Source organism: Alterluteimonas muca (assembly GCF_021191595.1).
In the GTDB taxonomy this organism is placed as follows: domain Bacteria; phylum Pseudomonadota; class Gammaproteobacteria; order Xanthomonadales; family Xanthomonadaceae; genus Luteimonas; species Luteimonas muca.
Genome location: NZ_JAIWPS010000016.1, coordinates 1 through 12,613 on the forward strand (window position 1 = coordinate 1; position 12,613 = coordinate 12,613).

Sequence of the window (12,613 nt, forward strand, 5' to 3'; positions counted from 1 at the left end):
AAGCCCGCCAGAACAGGCCGGAAACGGCCGAAATCCGACCTGAAATCGATGAAAATCGCTGCCCGACACAATATTGATGCTCGTGTGGCGGCAAAAGCAGCATCAGGGCGTGTTATTCAGATGATCCCTAGCTGTGCCACTGCAGATCGAGTTCGAGGCTCCCCAGTTGGCGACTTTCAAACCGCCGCGCCAGTTCCGGCCCGGCCTCGCGGATCGCGTCGTAGCTGCCGCGCGAGCGGGTGTCGGCGCGCAACAGCCAGCCGGTCTCGGTACGGCTGAGCAGCAGGTCGGTGCCCGGCAACGATGCATCCGACATCCGCAGCAGCACCTGGCCATCGCCCGCGTTGGCGGCGGTACCGCCACCCACCGCGAGCTGGCGCACGTGGCGTTCGAGCAGGTCGGCGAATGTGCCCGCGCTCGATGCCGGCGCCGCGGCTGGCGGCGGTGCGGCGCCTTCGCGCAACGCCGACTGTGCCTGCATCATCGCCATGATCTCGGATGCCTCCAGCGTCTGCCGGCCGCTGTCGCCGGCCTCGTCGCTGCGCGCCTGCACGGCCTCCACGCGCGCGGTGTCCTGGCCGGCTTCGCGGGCAGCGGCCTGGGCTTCGGCCTTGAGGGTGGCGCGCTGTTCGCGGGGCAATTCCGACGCGCCTTCCTGCCGCGCCTGGGCGAATTCCCGGCGTGCATCCTGGCCGGCGTGACCCGCCTGTCGCAGCACCTCGCGGAAGCGGTCGACATTCTCGCGCGGCGGTGGCGCGCGCTCGGCATCCTGCGACTTCAGGCTGTCCTGCAGCCGCGCGTTGGCGGCGTTCTCGGCGGACTGGCTGCGTTCCACGCTCATGGCGACCTCACGATGTTCCCGGGGTGACGTAGCGCGCCATGAACAGATCGGCGGCGGCGTCCTCCTCCTGGCGGGCCTCCAGCGCGAACTGCTCGTCGCGCCACAGGTGCTTGCGTTTCTCCAGGGCGTCCTCGCGTGCACGGGCACGGAAGTAGGCCTGCTTCGCTTCCTCCAGCGCGCGCTCGGCATCGCGCAGACGCCCCTGCGCGGCCTGCAGGCGCTGCTGCGCGGCGACGATGTGCTGGGCAAGCAGTTCGATATGCGCCTCGCGCGCCTCCAGCACCACCGGCCAGGCCATGCCGGGTGTCGGTGGATCGAGCAGGCGCGCGCGCTGCGAGCGGCGATCGTCCTCGATGGCGGTGATCTCGTCGCCGATGCGACGGCATTCCTCGCGGCAGGCGGCCACCGCGCGCTGCCGATCGAGCACCACCATGCGCGCGGCCTCGGTGCGGTGCGCGCGCAGCCTGAGCAGCGTCTGCAGCGGATAGCGCCTCATCCGAACAGCTTCCTGAGCGCCTGCGCCGACTGCTCGAACGGCACCAGCTCCGCCGACGACTGCTGCAGCAGGTTGCGGATCGGGCCGATCTTCTCGATCGCGATGTCGGCTTCGGGATCACTGCCGCGCTTGTATTCGCCCAGTTGCAGCAGCAGTTCGATGTCGTGGTACTTGGCAAGGTACTTGCGCAGCTGGCCGGCGGCGCGCAGGTGTGGCTGGTCGACCACCCGCGGCATGGTGCGGCTGAGGCTGGTCAGCACGTCGATGGCCGGGTAGTGGTATGCGGCGGCCAGCTTTCGCGACAGCACGATGTGGCCATCGAGGATCGAGCGCACTTCCTCGACGATCGGGTCGCCGCCGTCCTCGTCCTCGGCAAGCACCGTGTAGAACGCGGTGATCGACCCCCGGTCGTTGTTGCCGGCACGCTCGAACAGCCGCGGCAGCGCGCTGAACACCGAGGGCGGAAAGCCGCGCCGCGCCGGCGGCTCGCCGATGGCGAGGCCGACATCGCGAAGCGCGCGCGCGAAGCGGGTGACGGAGTCGACCAGCAGCAGCACGCGCTTGCCCTGGTCGCGGAAGTGTTCGGCGATCGCGGTGCCCGCCCACGCCGCACGGCTGCGCTCGAGCGCGGGCCGGTCGGAGGTGGCGACCACGATCACCGAACGGCGCATGCCCGCCTCGCCGAGGTTGTCGTGGATGAACTCGCTGACCTCGCGGCCGCGCTCGCCGACCAGCACGATCACGTTGACGTCGGCATCGCCACCGCGCGCGAGCATGCCCAGCAGCGTGCTCTTGCCGCCGCCGGCCACCGCGAAGATGCCGATGCGCTGGCCTTCGCCGGCGGTCATCACGGTGTCGATCGCACGCACGCCGGTGGAGAACGGGCGCTCGATCAGGTTGCGGGTGAGCGGATTGGGTGAGGCGGCGTAGATCGGCGCCTCGACGGTCGGGCCGGTGACCGGGCCCCTGCCATCGATCGGTTCGCCATGCGCATCGAGCACGCGCCCCAGCAGGCCCGGGCCGGCGCGCAACGCCGCCTGCCGACCGCTGGCGTAGACCTCGGTGGTCGCGGCGATGCCGTCGAGCGCACCCAGCGGCGTCAGCAGGGTGTGCTGGCGCGACACCCCGACGACTTCCGCGGCAAGCGAGAAGGAAGGATCTCCTTCGCCCGGCGGGTTGCGCAGGTGACACAGTTCGCCGATCGCGGCCTTGAGGCCGGTGGCGCGGATCAGGGTGCCGTAGGCGTCGGCCACCTTGCCGACGCGCTGCACGTTCTTGACCGACGACAGCGCACTCAGCAGCGGGTCGTTGCCGGCCGCGGCGAGCGCCGCCTCGAGCGGATCGACGCGACTCATGCGCCGGCCTCCCGCGCGGTGGCGCCGGCCAGCGCGGTACGGATCGCCTCGATCTGCTGGGCGACACCGGCGCGCACTTCGCCGGCTTCCGAGACCACCACGCAGCTCAGCGGGTCCAGGCTCTCGTCGTCGACCAGCTCGATCACGCCCACCGCCGGATGCGCCTGGCGCACCGCGCCCAGGCCCGCGGCCACGCTCTCGCGCACGCTGGGATGCACGCGGATCAGCAGGAACTGCTCGGCCTGCGCGGCCTCGACCGCCTGCATCACCAGCGGCGGCACCACGCGGGCGGCGTCGAAGCCGGGGGCGATGCGCGCCACGATCGCGCAGGCCAGTTCGCTGATGCGCCCTGCCGCGTCGCCGAGCACCCGGGCGCGCTGTTCGTTGAGGCTGGCGAGCTTCTCGGTCATCTGCTGCTGCGCGCGCGCCAGGCCCTCGGCGAAGCCCGCGGCCTGGCCCTGTTCTCGCGCGCGTTCGATATCGGCGGTGGCCTCCGCGTACAGCGCGTTGACCTGGTCGAGCAGCCGGTCGATCTCCTCCAGCCGTGCCCAGGCCTGCGCCGGCACCACCCGGGCCCCCACGGCGCGCGCGAACACACGCTGGTCGTGAACGGCGATGGCGGGCTGGGGCGTGGGGGTAGTCATCGTGGCAACGGTCTCAGGCCCTCGCGGCGCGGGTCTCGTGATGGGTACACAGCAGCAGCACCGGCCGCTCGGGCAGATACGTGGGCGTGGCGGGCTCGCGCGGGTGCAGCAGGGCCACCCATTCGCCCAGCGCGGGGTCTCGATGTGCGGCCCAGGCACGCAGTTCCTGACGCCCCTGGCGTGCGAACAGGTCCAGCACGGGGGTGTCGTCGTCGCCCTGGCCGCCCGCCAGCGCCTGCTCCATGCCGGTGGCGAGCTCCCGCACCGCGGCCGCCGGCAACCGCGCATCCCAGACCGACGGGTCGAGCGCCAGCAGGTAGCTGTTGCCGAGTGCACGCTTGAGCCGGCGCACCGGCTCGCGACGCACCTCGCCACGGATTGCCGGCGCATGCGCCAGGACTCCCAGATCGCGCGTCAGGCGCGCGATGCGCGCCTTCGGCCAGCGCATGGCGAGGGTGGCGGGGTCATGGCCGGGGCGTGGCGCCAGCAGTGCGTCGACCAGGCCATCGGTGATCAGCCCGCGCGCCAGCAGCCGGCGCCCGAGCCGGCTGCCACGGGCGCGACGCAGCAGGTCGGCGGGCAGCGGTTCGCCTCCATCGCGGAACCAGTCCGGTTCCACTTCCGCCAGTAGCGCCTGCAGCGTCACCGCGGTCGCCTCAGCCGTTCCAGACCCGCGGCGGCGGCTCGGCCTTGCGGGCCAGGCGCTGGCGCAGGCGGCTGCCGAAGGCGAACAGCCCACCCAGCAAAGCCACCACCAGCACCGCGATGGCGATCGCCACCGGGTTCAGCGAAGACATCGCGATCGGGTTCTGGCTGGGCGCCGGGGTGCCGAGCGGGCCGGCAAAGGTCTGGAACTTCACCGTGACCTTGTTGATGTCGCTCATGCCCGGCACGCCGTCCTTGATGACCATCTTCATCTCGGTCTCGTAGTCGCGCACGTTGGCACCGGGCTGGCCGAAGATCACCACCGAGGCGGACGCATCGGTGGCGGTGCCGCCGAGCGGATCGCGCTCGGGCAGGTTGATGTGGACGTGCGCCTCGGCCACGCCCGGATAGCGCGACAGCGTGCGCGAGAGCTCCTGCTGCAGGCCGTGCTGCAGCATCGAGCGCTCGGTCTGCGCGGAGGTCGAGAACCCGTCCTTGCGGAAGATGTCGCCCAGCGCCTGGTAACGCTGGCCGGGCAACCCGCGTGCGTGCAGCACCTGCATCGCCTGCGGGAAATCGGACTGGTCGACGCGTACCTCCCAGCCGGTCTTGCTGGCGGAAATGCGCTTCTCGGCACCGATGCCGGTGGACAGCAGCGCGGCCAGCACCTCGTTGGCCTGGCGCTCGTCCAGGTCGGCGTACAGCGTGGTGCGCGTGCATGCCGCGAGCAGCAGGCACATCAGTAACGCCAGCAGGGGTTTCCATCGCTTCATGACTGCCTCCCGCCGATCAGGACTGCTGGCGGAACAGTTGCTGCACGCCATCCGAAGTCCGGTTGGCCACGTTGGAGGTGAGCTGCGACTGGAACAGGAACTCATGGCACTTCATCGTCATCTCGAGCATCTGCCCGGGCGTGAGGTCCTGGGTGCTTCCGCTCATCGCCTGCGACAGCGCCTCGATGTTCTTGGCGCCGCTGTTGAGGTTCTCGAAGGCGGAAATCATCATCCGCGTGCCTTCGGAGGGTGCCGCCTCGGCGGCGTTCTGCACCGCCTGCGGTTCGGCAACGGCAGGCGTGCCGCCGGTGCTGCCGGTGCGCTGCAGCGCCTGCGCGAATTCGCCGACATTGATGGCGCCCGCCTGCTGCGGGGCCATCGCGGCTCCGCCGCCGGCGGCGTGTGTGGCGACGTCCATCGCCGCGACCTGGATGGCTTCGATCATTGGTGACTCCCGGACCCGTGGTCCTTCAGCCGTGCATCTGCTTGCGGGTGTCCCGGTGCATCGTGGCGCGGCCGCCGCGGTGGCGGTGGCGCCCGATGCCCCGGCGACCGCGGTTACTGGCGCTTGCCCAGCGTCTCGAGCGCCTGGCCCACGCTGTTCTGCGAAGTGGCGGCGTTGTTGGACATGAACTGCATCTTCAGGCTGGCGGCGGTCAGCTGCACCATGTTCGACGGCTGGTCACCGCCGGCGGAGATCTGGTCCGACATCTGGGTGATGCGCGAGGCCTGGCCGTCGAGGGTGTTGCCCCACGCGCGCGACATCGCCTCGTACCAGCTCGAGCTGCTGCCGGCGGAGGCGCCGCCGCGGGTCGGCCCGTTCTGCATGGCGGCGGTGCCGATGAAGTTGTTCAACTGCGAAGTGTCGATCATGGTCATGTCGTGCTCCTTCCTGTGGGTGCCGAAGACGGCGACTGCTGCGGTTGGACTGCGGGACTCTACTGGAGTCGATGGCGATGAATGCGTGACCTCGGGTACGCCCGAGGGGTCGCGGGAAACCTCCTGACCGGCGTGCTGCTCACTGGCGCGCTCCGGCGGCACGAACCCGCGGGTCGGCAGTCAGCGGCCGGGCGGCCGGGGTGGCCGAGGCGACTTCGGCGGCATCGCCCTCGGCGGGCGTCTCCACCGGTGCCGGGGGCGGGCGCGGGGTCAGCCGCTGCAGGTTGCCTTCGCTGTCGACCACCTGCGCGTGTTCGCCGACCGCGACCAGCTGGCCCCAGCCGGGCAGCTTCGCGCCGACTTCGTAACGGGTGCCGTCCAGCGCGATGACGTGGGCGTTCTCGCCGCGCACGATGGCCACGATATGCACCGGATCCTGCTCGTGGACGGGGGTGTCCGTGGCCGACGGCGCCGGCGTGGCGAGGTTGATCGGCACCACCCGGTTCACCCCGGTCTCGACCACCGCGCGAGATTGCGCGAACTGGCGGAAGGCCTCCTCGTCGGTGAAATAGCCGCTGACTTCGACGTCGTCGTTGCCCAGGTAGCGCACGCGCTCGATGCGGAAACCGCCGCCGCGCAGGATCTCCGACACCGAATAGGCGAGGTCCTCGCCGCTGCGCAGGTCGACCCGCGCCGGCAGGCCTTCGGTTTCCACCTGCTGGCGCAGCGCATCGCGCGTGGTGCGGTCGCCGATGGTGCCGCTGAGCACCCAGCTGTCGCCGTGGCCGCGTTCGATGCGCGCATTGGCGACATGGTGTTCGGCAGCCAGCGCACGCAGCCGGGTCTCGATGTCGACCGGCTGTTCCTTGGCGGGCACGACGGCCACGAAGATCGCCAGCAGCGCCAGCGACAGCACCGAGACCGCGGCGATCATCGGCAACCGGCGGGTGATCGCCTGGCCCGGCCGCGGCGACGGCGAGTCGAACTCGACGCCCTCCGGCGCCAGCGCCATCCACGCCGGGTCGTCGATATCGCCGAAGGCCAGTGCTGCCTCGCCGAGGCCGACACGCTGCACCGACGGCAGTTCCTCCGGATCACCCGGATGCAGCAGGCGGCCTTCGAGCTTCAGTGGCGCGTCGAGCGCGCGCAGCTGCACGGCGCCGTCGATCACGCTGATCAGCGCGTGGCGGATCGCCACGCCGCGGTCGGCGAGCACGATGTCGCAGTCGTCGCCGCTGCCGACGAGGATCATCTCGCGCTCGGCGAGCTCGCGGCTGGCCCCGGCGTGCAGGCCGGCCACGATCCGCAGCACCTTGCCCGTGGCGGTGGGCGCCTGGTCGGTCGTGGTGGCGTCGGTCATGGTGGGTGCGCTCCGTATCGCGTCAGGCGTCAGGCGTTGATCTGCCCGGCCTGGACGATGCGCAGGTCGGGCGCAAGCTCCTGGTAGGACAGCACCGGGAGTTCGAAGAAGTCGATTTCCATCAGCTTGCGCAGGTGCCGGCGCACATCCAGCGAACACAGCAGCACCGGCTGCACGCCCGGTGCCTGCCGCGCCAGGTGCGCACGCACCTCGTTGCCCAACCGTGCAGCCAGCTCCGGCGAGATCGCCAGCTGGCTGGCGCCACCGGCCACGCGCACCGACTGCCGCAGCTTGTCCTCGAGTTCGGGATGGATCAGCAGTACATGCAGGGTGCGGTCGGCATCGGCGTAACGGTCGGCGATCTCGCGCTTGAGCGCCACGCGCACGTATTCGGTCAGCAGCACCACGTCCTTCTCGCGGCCACCGACATCGGTGATCGCCTCGAACGCATCGCGCAGGTTGCGGATCGGCACGCCTTCCTCGGCCAGCCTGCGCAGCACCTCGGCCACGCGCTGCGGCGCGACCACGCGCAGCATTTCCTTGACCAGGTCCGGATAGTCCCGCTGCATGCGCCCGAACAGGTTGGACGTTTCCTGGATCCCGAGGAAGCCACCGAGGCGGCGCTGCAGCGCGGCGCGGGCGTGCTCGGCGATGACGTCGAGCGGGTCGCGCGCATCCTCGCCGGGGTCGCTGGTCCAGGTGCCCGACAGCGCCGGGAAGAACCCCGCCAGCCGTGCCGATGCATCGGCACCGGGCGCCGCAGGCCTGAGCCGGGCATCGAGCTGCACGCGCCCCGACGCCAGCCGCGCGCCGTAGGCGGACAGGCGGTACTCGCCTTCGCCCAGCGCATGGTTGATGCGGAGTTTCGGCGACGGCACCGGCACGCCGTATTCGTCGCGCTGCTGCTGGGCGATGTCGGCGATGCGGCTGCGCAGCGCCTCCTGCCCGTAGCGCTCGGCCAGCGACGGCGCGATCTCCAGCGCCAGCTGCGGCGGCGGTGCCAGCTCCTCGCTCTGCTCCTCGCGCGCCTGGCTGGCCACGACTTCCTCGTCGGTCACGCGGAACAGCCGGCGGAGGTGCTCGAAGTCATGCCGGTAGCGCCACGCGCTGATCCCCAGCAGGATCGCCCCCAGCACCAGGAACACCGGCCACGGGAAGCCCGGCACCAGCATCATCAGCAGCGCCAGGCAGCCGGTGATCAGCAGCACGCGCGGCTGCCCGTTGATCTGGCGGGTGATGGCGTCGCCGAGGTGGCGGTCCTCCACCTCGCCGGTGGTGCGTGTGACCACGAGGCCCGCGGCGATGGTGCCGAGGATCGCCGGGATCTGCGAGACCAGGCCGTCGCCGATGGTGAGGATCGAGTACACCCGCGTCGCTTCGCCCAGCGGCATGCCACGCTGCAGGACGCCGATGGCCAGACCGCCGAGTAGGTTGATCAGGATGATGACGATGCCGGCGATGGCGTCGCCCTTGACGAACTTCATCGCACCGTCGAGCGAACCATGCAGCTGGCTCTCGGTTTCCAGCAGGCGGCGCTTGCGACGCGCCTCGTCCTTGTCGATGAGGCCTGCGCGCAGGTCGGAATCGATCGACAGCTGCTTGCCGGGCATCGCATCCAGGGTGAAGCGCGCCGCGACTTCGGCGACGCGCTCGGCGCCCTTGGCGATGACGATGAACTGCACCACCGTGATGATGAGGAACACCACCAGCCCGACCACGAGGTTGCCGCCGGCCACCAGGTTGCCGAAGGTCTCGACGATGTGGCCGCCCTCGGCATTGAGCAGGATCGAACGGGTGATCGCGATCGAGATCGCCAGCCGGAACAGCGTGGTCAGCAGCAGCACGCTGGGAAAGCTCGAGAACGCCACCGGCGTGGGGATATAGATGCCCAGCAGCAGCAGGCCGAAGCCGATCGAGATATTCACCGCCACCAGGCTGTCGATCAGCCACAGCGGCAGCGGCAGGATCATCACCGTGATGATCGTGACCGCGGCGAACGCCAGCAGGATGTCGCTGTAGCTGAAGGCGCGGCGGGAGACGTTGCCCGCCGGCGCCGCCAGCAGGTTGGCGATCAGCGCACGCATGCGCCGACCCCGGCACGATCCACGGGCCCGGCGCCCATGCCCTGGGCATGCCGCCTGGAATCCGCCTCATGTCCCGCCCCTGTCCGCTTGCCGACTTCCGGCTGCTGCACGACCCCTGCCCTCATGCGTCACTTTGTGCCCGGCCACGATATCCCGGGCGGGTGACCGTAAGGTAAAAATTCTGTTGCAGGGCGACAGGCGGCGGAAGTCCGTCACGTTACGTGACCGCGTTCACGTTATCGGGCGGTAGGCCCTTGCGGCCGACGCATGAGGTCGAGGAAGGTCCGCTTCCCGGGGGTGGCCTCGACCACCGGTGCGCCCTCCACCGGGGCGATGTCGGCGGCATCGAGTTCGGTGATCAGCGTCACCGAATGCCCGCTCACCCCCACCGCCAGCACCCGCCCGGCACGCGAGCGCACCAGGACGACGCGCTCACGCGGCCCCACCGGCAGGATCTGCACCACCGACAGCGGCGCGTCCTGGCCGGTCAGGCCGAATTTCCGGCGGATATGCCGTAACGCCACCAGAAGGGCAACGATGATAAAAGCGAGCGGCAGCAGGATCGCAAGCAGCTCGCCCCAGAAGGTCGGCGCCGCGGTCAGCTCCGCAGGGGTCGCCGCCGCAGCACCGGTCACGGCAACGAGGCTGGCAGCGGCGAGACGGGCGGGGGAACGGAACGAAGTGCGCATGGGAGGTCGGGCTTGAAGCGGAGCGGGGGGGAGGCGGCAATCGCGCAGCGCAGGGTAACCCAGGCCGGTGGCGGCACCCGCCATCGCAGGGCGCGCGCGCAATGACACCGGCACGGCGGGTCGCAGCGGCGGCCGACATGGCCCACGGGACGCGGCTGGACGACGTGCTGGCCGCGGTGCCGTTCGCCTGTGCCGCCTATGCACGCGACGACGGCCGCCTCCTCGCCGCCAACACCGCATTCCGCACCGAATTCGGCCGCCTCGACGGCCACGACCGACGCGACCGGCTGCTCGAGGCGCTGCACGGCAGTGGTGTCGACATCGACCCGGGCAGCGAGGTCCGCGCGCCGCACAACGACCGCTGGTATGCGCTGTACTGGCGCGAGGCGGCGACGCAGCCGCCGGCGCTGCTGCTCACCGCGGTGGATATTTCCGAGCGGATCGAGATCCTCGATTCGCACAAGAGCCGGCAGGACAAGCTGCTGTTCACCTCGCGGCTGATGTCGGTGGGCGAGATGGCGGCCACGCTCGCCCACGAGCTCAACCAGCCGCTGGCGGCGATCGTGAACTACCTCAACGGCAGCCTGCGCCTGGTCGGCCAGGCCGGCGGACCGGTGCAGGTGGAACGTGCGCTGCTGGCCGCGCGCACCCAGGCCGAACATGCCAGCGCGGTGATCGCCCGGGTGCGTGAGTTCGTGCGTGCCCGCGAGCCGCGCCGCGATGCCCAGGACGTGGCGCTGATCGTGCAGACGGTGGTGGAACTGCTGCGCCTGGAGGCCGAACGCCAGCAGCTGCGCATCGACATCGCCCTGCAGCCGGGCATGCCGGCGGCGTATGCCGACCGGGTGATGGTCGAGCAGGTGCTGCTGAACCTGGTCAAGAACGCGATCGAGGCGATGCGCGAGGTGCCGGCCGCGCGCCGCGACCTGCGCGTCGAGGGCCGCGTCGACCTCGACGGCGCGGTGGAGCTGCGCGTGCTCGACCGTGGCAAGGGCCTGTCGCCGGCGGAAAGCGAGCAACTGTTCTCGCCGTTCTTCACTACCAAGAGCGACGGCCTCGGCATCGGCCTGGCGATCTGTCGCTCGATCATCGAGTACCACGAGGGGCGGCTGTTCTTCGAACCGCGCCAGGATGGCGGCAGCGTGTTCGGCTTCACCCTGCCGCCCGCCGAAGGGAGACCGTGATGCCCAGCGACGTGCGCGTCCACCTGGTGGACGACAACACCCCGTTCCGCGACTCCACCGCCTGGCTGCTGGAAACCGCCGGTTTCGAGGTGCATGCCTATCCATCCGGCCCGGCGTTCCTGGCGGAATGGCCGTCGCGGCGCCGCGGCGACGGCGCGGAGTGCGTGGTGTCCGACATCCGCATGCCGGAGATGAGCGGGCTGCAGTTGCAGGATGCGCTGCGCCGGCAGGGCTGCAACGTGCCGCTGGTGTTCGTCACCGCGCATGGCGACGTGCCGCTGGCGGTGGAGGCCATGCGCAAGGGCGCGTCGAACTTCCTCGAGAAGCCCTTCAGCGACGACGCCCTGCTCGATTCGATCCGCAACGCGGTGGCCAATGCGCGCGCGCGCGGCGACGGCGCGGTCGACAGCGAGGTGCTGGCGAAACTCAGCCCGCGCGAGCGCCAGGTGCTCGATCTCGTGGTGGCCAGCAAGCCGAACAAGGTGATTGCCGACATCCTCGGCATCAGCATCAAGACCGTCGAACTGCATCGCGCCAACATGATGGCGAAGCTGGGCGTGCGGTCGCTCCCCGAACTGATGAAGGTGGCTCTTGGACATGGCTGACGGCAACCGTACCGCGGCAGGTCCCCTGCGCGGGCGCATCCCGGCGATCGAGGCCTCGCAGTTGCAGCCGCTGCGCGAGTTCTTCCAGCACCACCAGCACTGGCTGCTGCCCGACAACGGCACGCTGCGCTTCGCGCCCGGGCACCCGGCGGCCGCCGACGAGGTGTTCGAGCTCGACGCCGACGGCAGCCGGCTGGGCCTGCGGCTGCAGGCGCCGCCGCCCGCCGGCGACATGCCGCACTGGAGCGACTACCGCGGCCGCGCACGCGTGCTGGCCTGGAGCCTCGCGCACGAACGCTGGCTGATGCGGCTGAGCGAGGCGTTCGGGGTGGCGCTCACCCCGCTGCTCGACGGCCCGCCGCCGGATGCCCCGCCGGAGGTATGGCTGGACTTCCTGGTCGAGGATGACGACCCCGAGGCGAAGACCCCCGGCGCTGCCCTGCTGCAGGGCAGCCTGCGGGCGCCGGCGCAGTGGCTGCCGCGCCTGCTCGCACAGGCGGCGCCGCCCTACGCGGATGAACCGCCTACCCCGCTCGGCCGCTGGCGCGAACTGCCGGTGCGGCTGCGCCTGCTGCTGGACGTGCCGCCGCTGCCGGCCGACGACTGGTCCGCGCTGCGCCCCGGCGACGTGCTGGTGATCGGCCCGCGCGCCGCCGCCCTGCAACTGCAGGCGCGCGGCGCCGGCCGTGCCTGGCCGCTGGCGGCCACGGCCCAGGGCTGGCGCGTCGAGGGCGCCGCCCAACCCCTGCCATCACCCCTTTCCCGCGTCGAGGAGACCGGACCCATGAGCGAACACGAGACTGCCGCCACCGCGGCCCCCGAGGATCCCGATGCAGGCATGCGCCCGCTGCCGGTGCGGCTGAGCTTCGAGGTCGGCGCCCTCGACCTGCGGGTCGGCGAGCTGGCCGAACTCCAGCCGGGCTACGTGTTCGCGCTGCCGGCGCATCTGGAAGGCGCGAACGTGGTGCTGCGTGCCAACGGCGAGGCGGTCGGCCAGGGCGAACTGGTCGCCGTCGGCGACACCCTCGGTGTCCGCCTGATCGCCTGGACCTGAGCCC

The 12,613-nt window shown here is 71.0% G+C and carries 14 protein-coding genes; 3 read left to right on the top strand and 11 right to left on the bottom strand.

Annotation, left to right across the window (positions count from 1 at the left end):
- Positions 1-127: 127 nt before the first annotated feature.
- From LDO11_RS14980 to LDO11_RS15030, 11 genes are all read right to left on the bottom strand, one after another.
- A complete protein-coding gene (locus LDO11_RS14980) occupies positions 128-841 on the bottom strand; it encodes a hypothetical protein (protein WP_232142253.1) in 714 nt (237 codons plus the stop codon).
- A 7-nt stretch (positions 842-848) separates the two neighbouring features.
- Positions 849-1,337 carry a hypothetical protein gene (locus tag LDO11_RS14985; RefSeq protein WP_232142254.1) on the bottom strand — a complete coding sequence of 163 codons (489 nt, stop codon included), beginning with the start codon at positions 1,335-1,337 and terminating at the stop codon, positions 849-851.
- Positions 1,334-2,692, bottom strand: coding sequence for a FliI/YscN family ATPase (locus LDO11_RS14990; protein WP_232142255.1), 1,359 nt, complete (start codon positions 2,690-2,692; stop codon positions 1,334-1,336). The genes LDO11_RS14985 and LDO11_RS14990 overlap by 4 nt, the downstream gene beginning before the upstream one ends.
- Positions 2,689-3,336 carry a FliH/SctL family protein gene (locus LDO11_RS14995; protein ID WP_232142256.1) on the bottom strand — a complete coding sequence of 216 codons (648 nt, stop codon included), beginning with the start codon at positions 3,334-3,336 and terminating at the stop codon, positions 2,689-2,691. The genes LDO11_RS14990 and LDO11_RS14995 overlap by 4 nt, the downstream gene beginning before the upstream one ends.
- A 13-nt stretch (positions 3,337-3,349) precedes the next feature.
- A complete protein-coding gene (locus LDO11_RS15000; protein WP_232142257.1) occupies positions 3,350-3,982 on the bottom strand; it encodes a hypothetical protein in 633 nt (210 codons plus the stop codon).
- 10 nt (positions 3,983-3,992) lie between these two features.
- Positions 3,993-4,754: a hypothetical protein gene (locus LDO11_RS15005; RefSeq protein WP_232142258.1), complete on the bottom strand. Its 762-nt coding sequence runs from the start codon at positions 4,752-4,754 to the stop codon at positions 3,993-3,995.
- A gap of 16 nt (positions 4,755-4,770) precedes the next feature.
- A complete protein-coding gene (locus LDO11_RS15010) occupies positions 4,771-5,199 on the bottom strand; it encodes an EscF/YscF/HrpA family type III secretion system needle major subunit (protein ID WP_232142259.1) in 429 nt (142 codons plus the stop codon).
- A 113-nt stretch (positions 5,200-5,312) separates the two neighbouring features.
- Positions 5,313-5,633 (bottom strand): hypothetical protein, encoded by a 321-nt coding sequence (locus tag LDO11_RS15015; protein WP_206733330.1) that lies wholly within the window; start codon positions 5,631-5,633, stop codon positions 5,313-5,315.
- Between the two features lie 139 nt (positions 5,634-5,772).
- Positions 5,773-6,993: an FHA domain-containing protein gene (locus LDO11_RS15020; protein ID WP_232142260.1), complete on the bottom strand. Its 1,221-nt coding sequence runs from the start codon at positions 6,991-6,993 to the stop codon at positions 5,773-5,775.
- Positions 6,994-7,022: 29 nt separating this feature from the next.
- Positions 7,023-9,077: a type III secretion system export apparatus subunit SctV gene (gene sctV / locus LDO11_RS15025; protein ID WP_232142261.1), complete on the bottom strand. Its 2,055-nt coding sequence runs from the start codon at positions 9,075-9,077 to the stop codon at positions 7,023-7,025.
- A gap of 236 nt (positions 9,078-9,313) precedes the next feature.
- Positions 9,314-9,766, bottom strand: coding sequence for a FliO/MopB family protein (locus tag LDO11_RS15030; protein ID WP_232142262.1), 453 nt, complete (start codon positions 9,764-9,766; stop codon positions 9,314-9,316).
- Positions 9,767-9,903: 137 nt separating this feature from the next.
- On the opposite strand from LDO11_RS15030, the gene LDO11_RS15035 reads away from it, so the two are divergent.
- The 3 genes from LDO11_RS15035 to sctQ are packed head-to-tail and all read left to right on the top strand — an operon-like array spanning position 9,904 to position 12,609.
- Positions 9,904-10,950, top strand: a complete 1,047-nt coding sequence (locus tag LDO11_RS15035; RefSeq protein WP_232142263.1) for a sensor histidine kinase — start codon at positions 9,904-9,906, stop codon at positions 10,948-10,950.
- A complete protein-coding gene (locus LDO11_RS15040; RefSeq protein ID WP_232142264.1) occupies positions 10,950-11,555 on the top strand; it encodes a response regulator transcription factor in 606 nt (201 codons plus the stop codon). Before LDO11_RS15035 ends, LDO11_RS15040 begins: the two co-directional genes overlap by 1 nt.
- Complete coding sequence (gene sctQ, locus LDO11_RS15045) at positions 11,548-12,609, top strand: type III secretion system cytoplasmic ring protein SctQ (RefSeq protein ID WP_232142265.1); 1,062 nt, start codon at positions 11,548-11,550, stop codon at positions 12,607-12,609. The genes LDO11_RS15040 and sctQ overlap by 8 nt, the downstream gene beginning before the upstream one ends.
- The last annotated feature ends 4 nt before the right edge of the window (positions 12,610-12,613 follow it).

Bases quoted from the DNA above. Each gene is read 5' to 3' on its own strand.
- LDO11_RS14980 (WP_232142253.1), bottom strand. From the start codon at position 841: ATGAGCGTGGAACGCAGCCAGTCCGCCGAGAACGCCGCCAACGCGCGG.
- LDO11_RS14985 (WP_232142254.1), bottom strand. From the start codon at position 1,337: ATGAGGCGCTATCCGCTGCAGACGCTGCTCAGGCTGCGCGCGCACCGC.
- LDO11_RS14990 (WP_232142255.1), bottom strand. From the start codon at position 2,692: ATGAGTCGCGTCGATCCGCTCGAGGCGGCGCTCGCCGCGGCCGGCAAC.
- LDO11_RS14995 (WP_232142256.1), bottom strand. From the start codon at position 3,336: ATGACTACCCCCACGCCCCAGCCCGCCATCGCCGTTCACGACCAGCGT.
- LDO11_RS15005 (WP_232142258.1), bottom strand. From the start codon at position 4,754: ATGAAGCGATGGAAACCCCTGCTGGCGTTACTGATGTGCCTGCTGCTC.
- LDO11_RS15010 (WP_232142259.1), bottom strand. From the start codon at position 5,199: ATGATCGAAGCCATCCAGGTCGCGGCGATGGACGTCGCCACACACGCC.
- LDO11_RS15015 (WP_206733330.1), bottom strand. From the start codon at position 5,633: ATGACCATGATCGACACTTCGCAGTTGAACAACTTCATCGGCACCGCC.
- LDO11_RS15020 (WP_232142260.1), bottom strand. From the start codon at position 6,993: ATGACCGACGCCACCACGACCGACCAGGCGCCCACCGCCACGGGCAAG.
- sctV (WP_232142261.1), bottom strand. From the start codon at position 9,077: ATGCGTGCGCTGATCGCCAACCTGCTGGCGGCGCCGGCGGGCAACGTC.
- LDO11_RS15030 (WP_232142262.1), bottom strand. From the start codon at position 9,766: ATGCGCACTTCGTTCCGTTCCCCCGCCCGTCTCGCCGCTGCCAGCCTC.
- LDO11_RS15035 (WP_232142263.1), top strand. From the start codon at position 9,904: ATGGCCCACGGGACGCGGCTGGACGACGTGCTGGCCGCGGTGCCGTTC.
- LDO11_RS15040 (WP_232142264.1), top strand. From the start codon at position 10,950: ATGCCCAGCGACGTGCGCGTCCACCTGGTGGACGACAACACCCCGTTC.
- sctQ (WP_232142265.1), top strand. From the start codon at position 11,548: ATGGCTGACGGCAACCGTACCGCGGCAGGTCCCCTGCGCGGGCGCATC.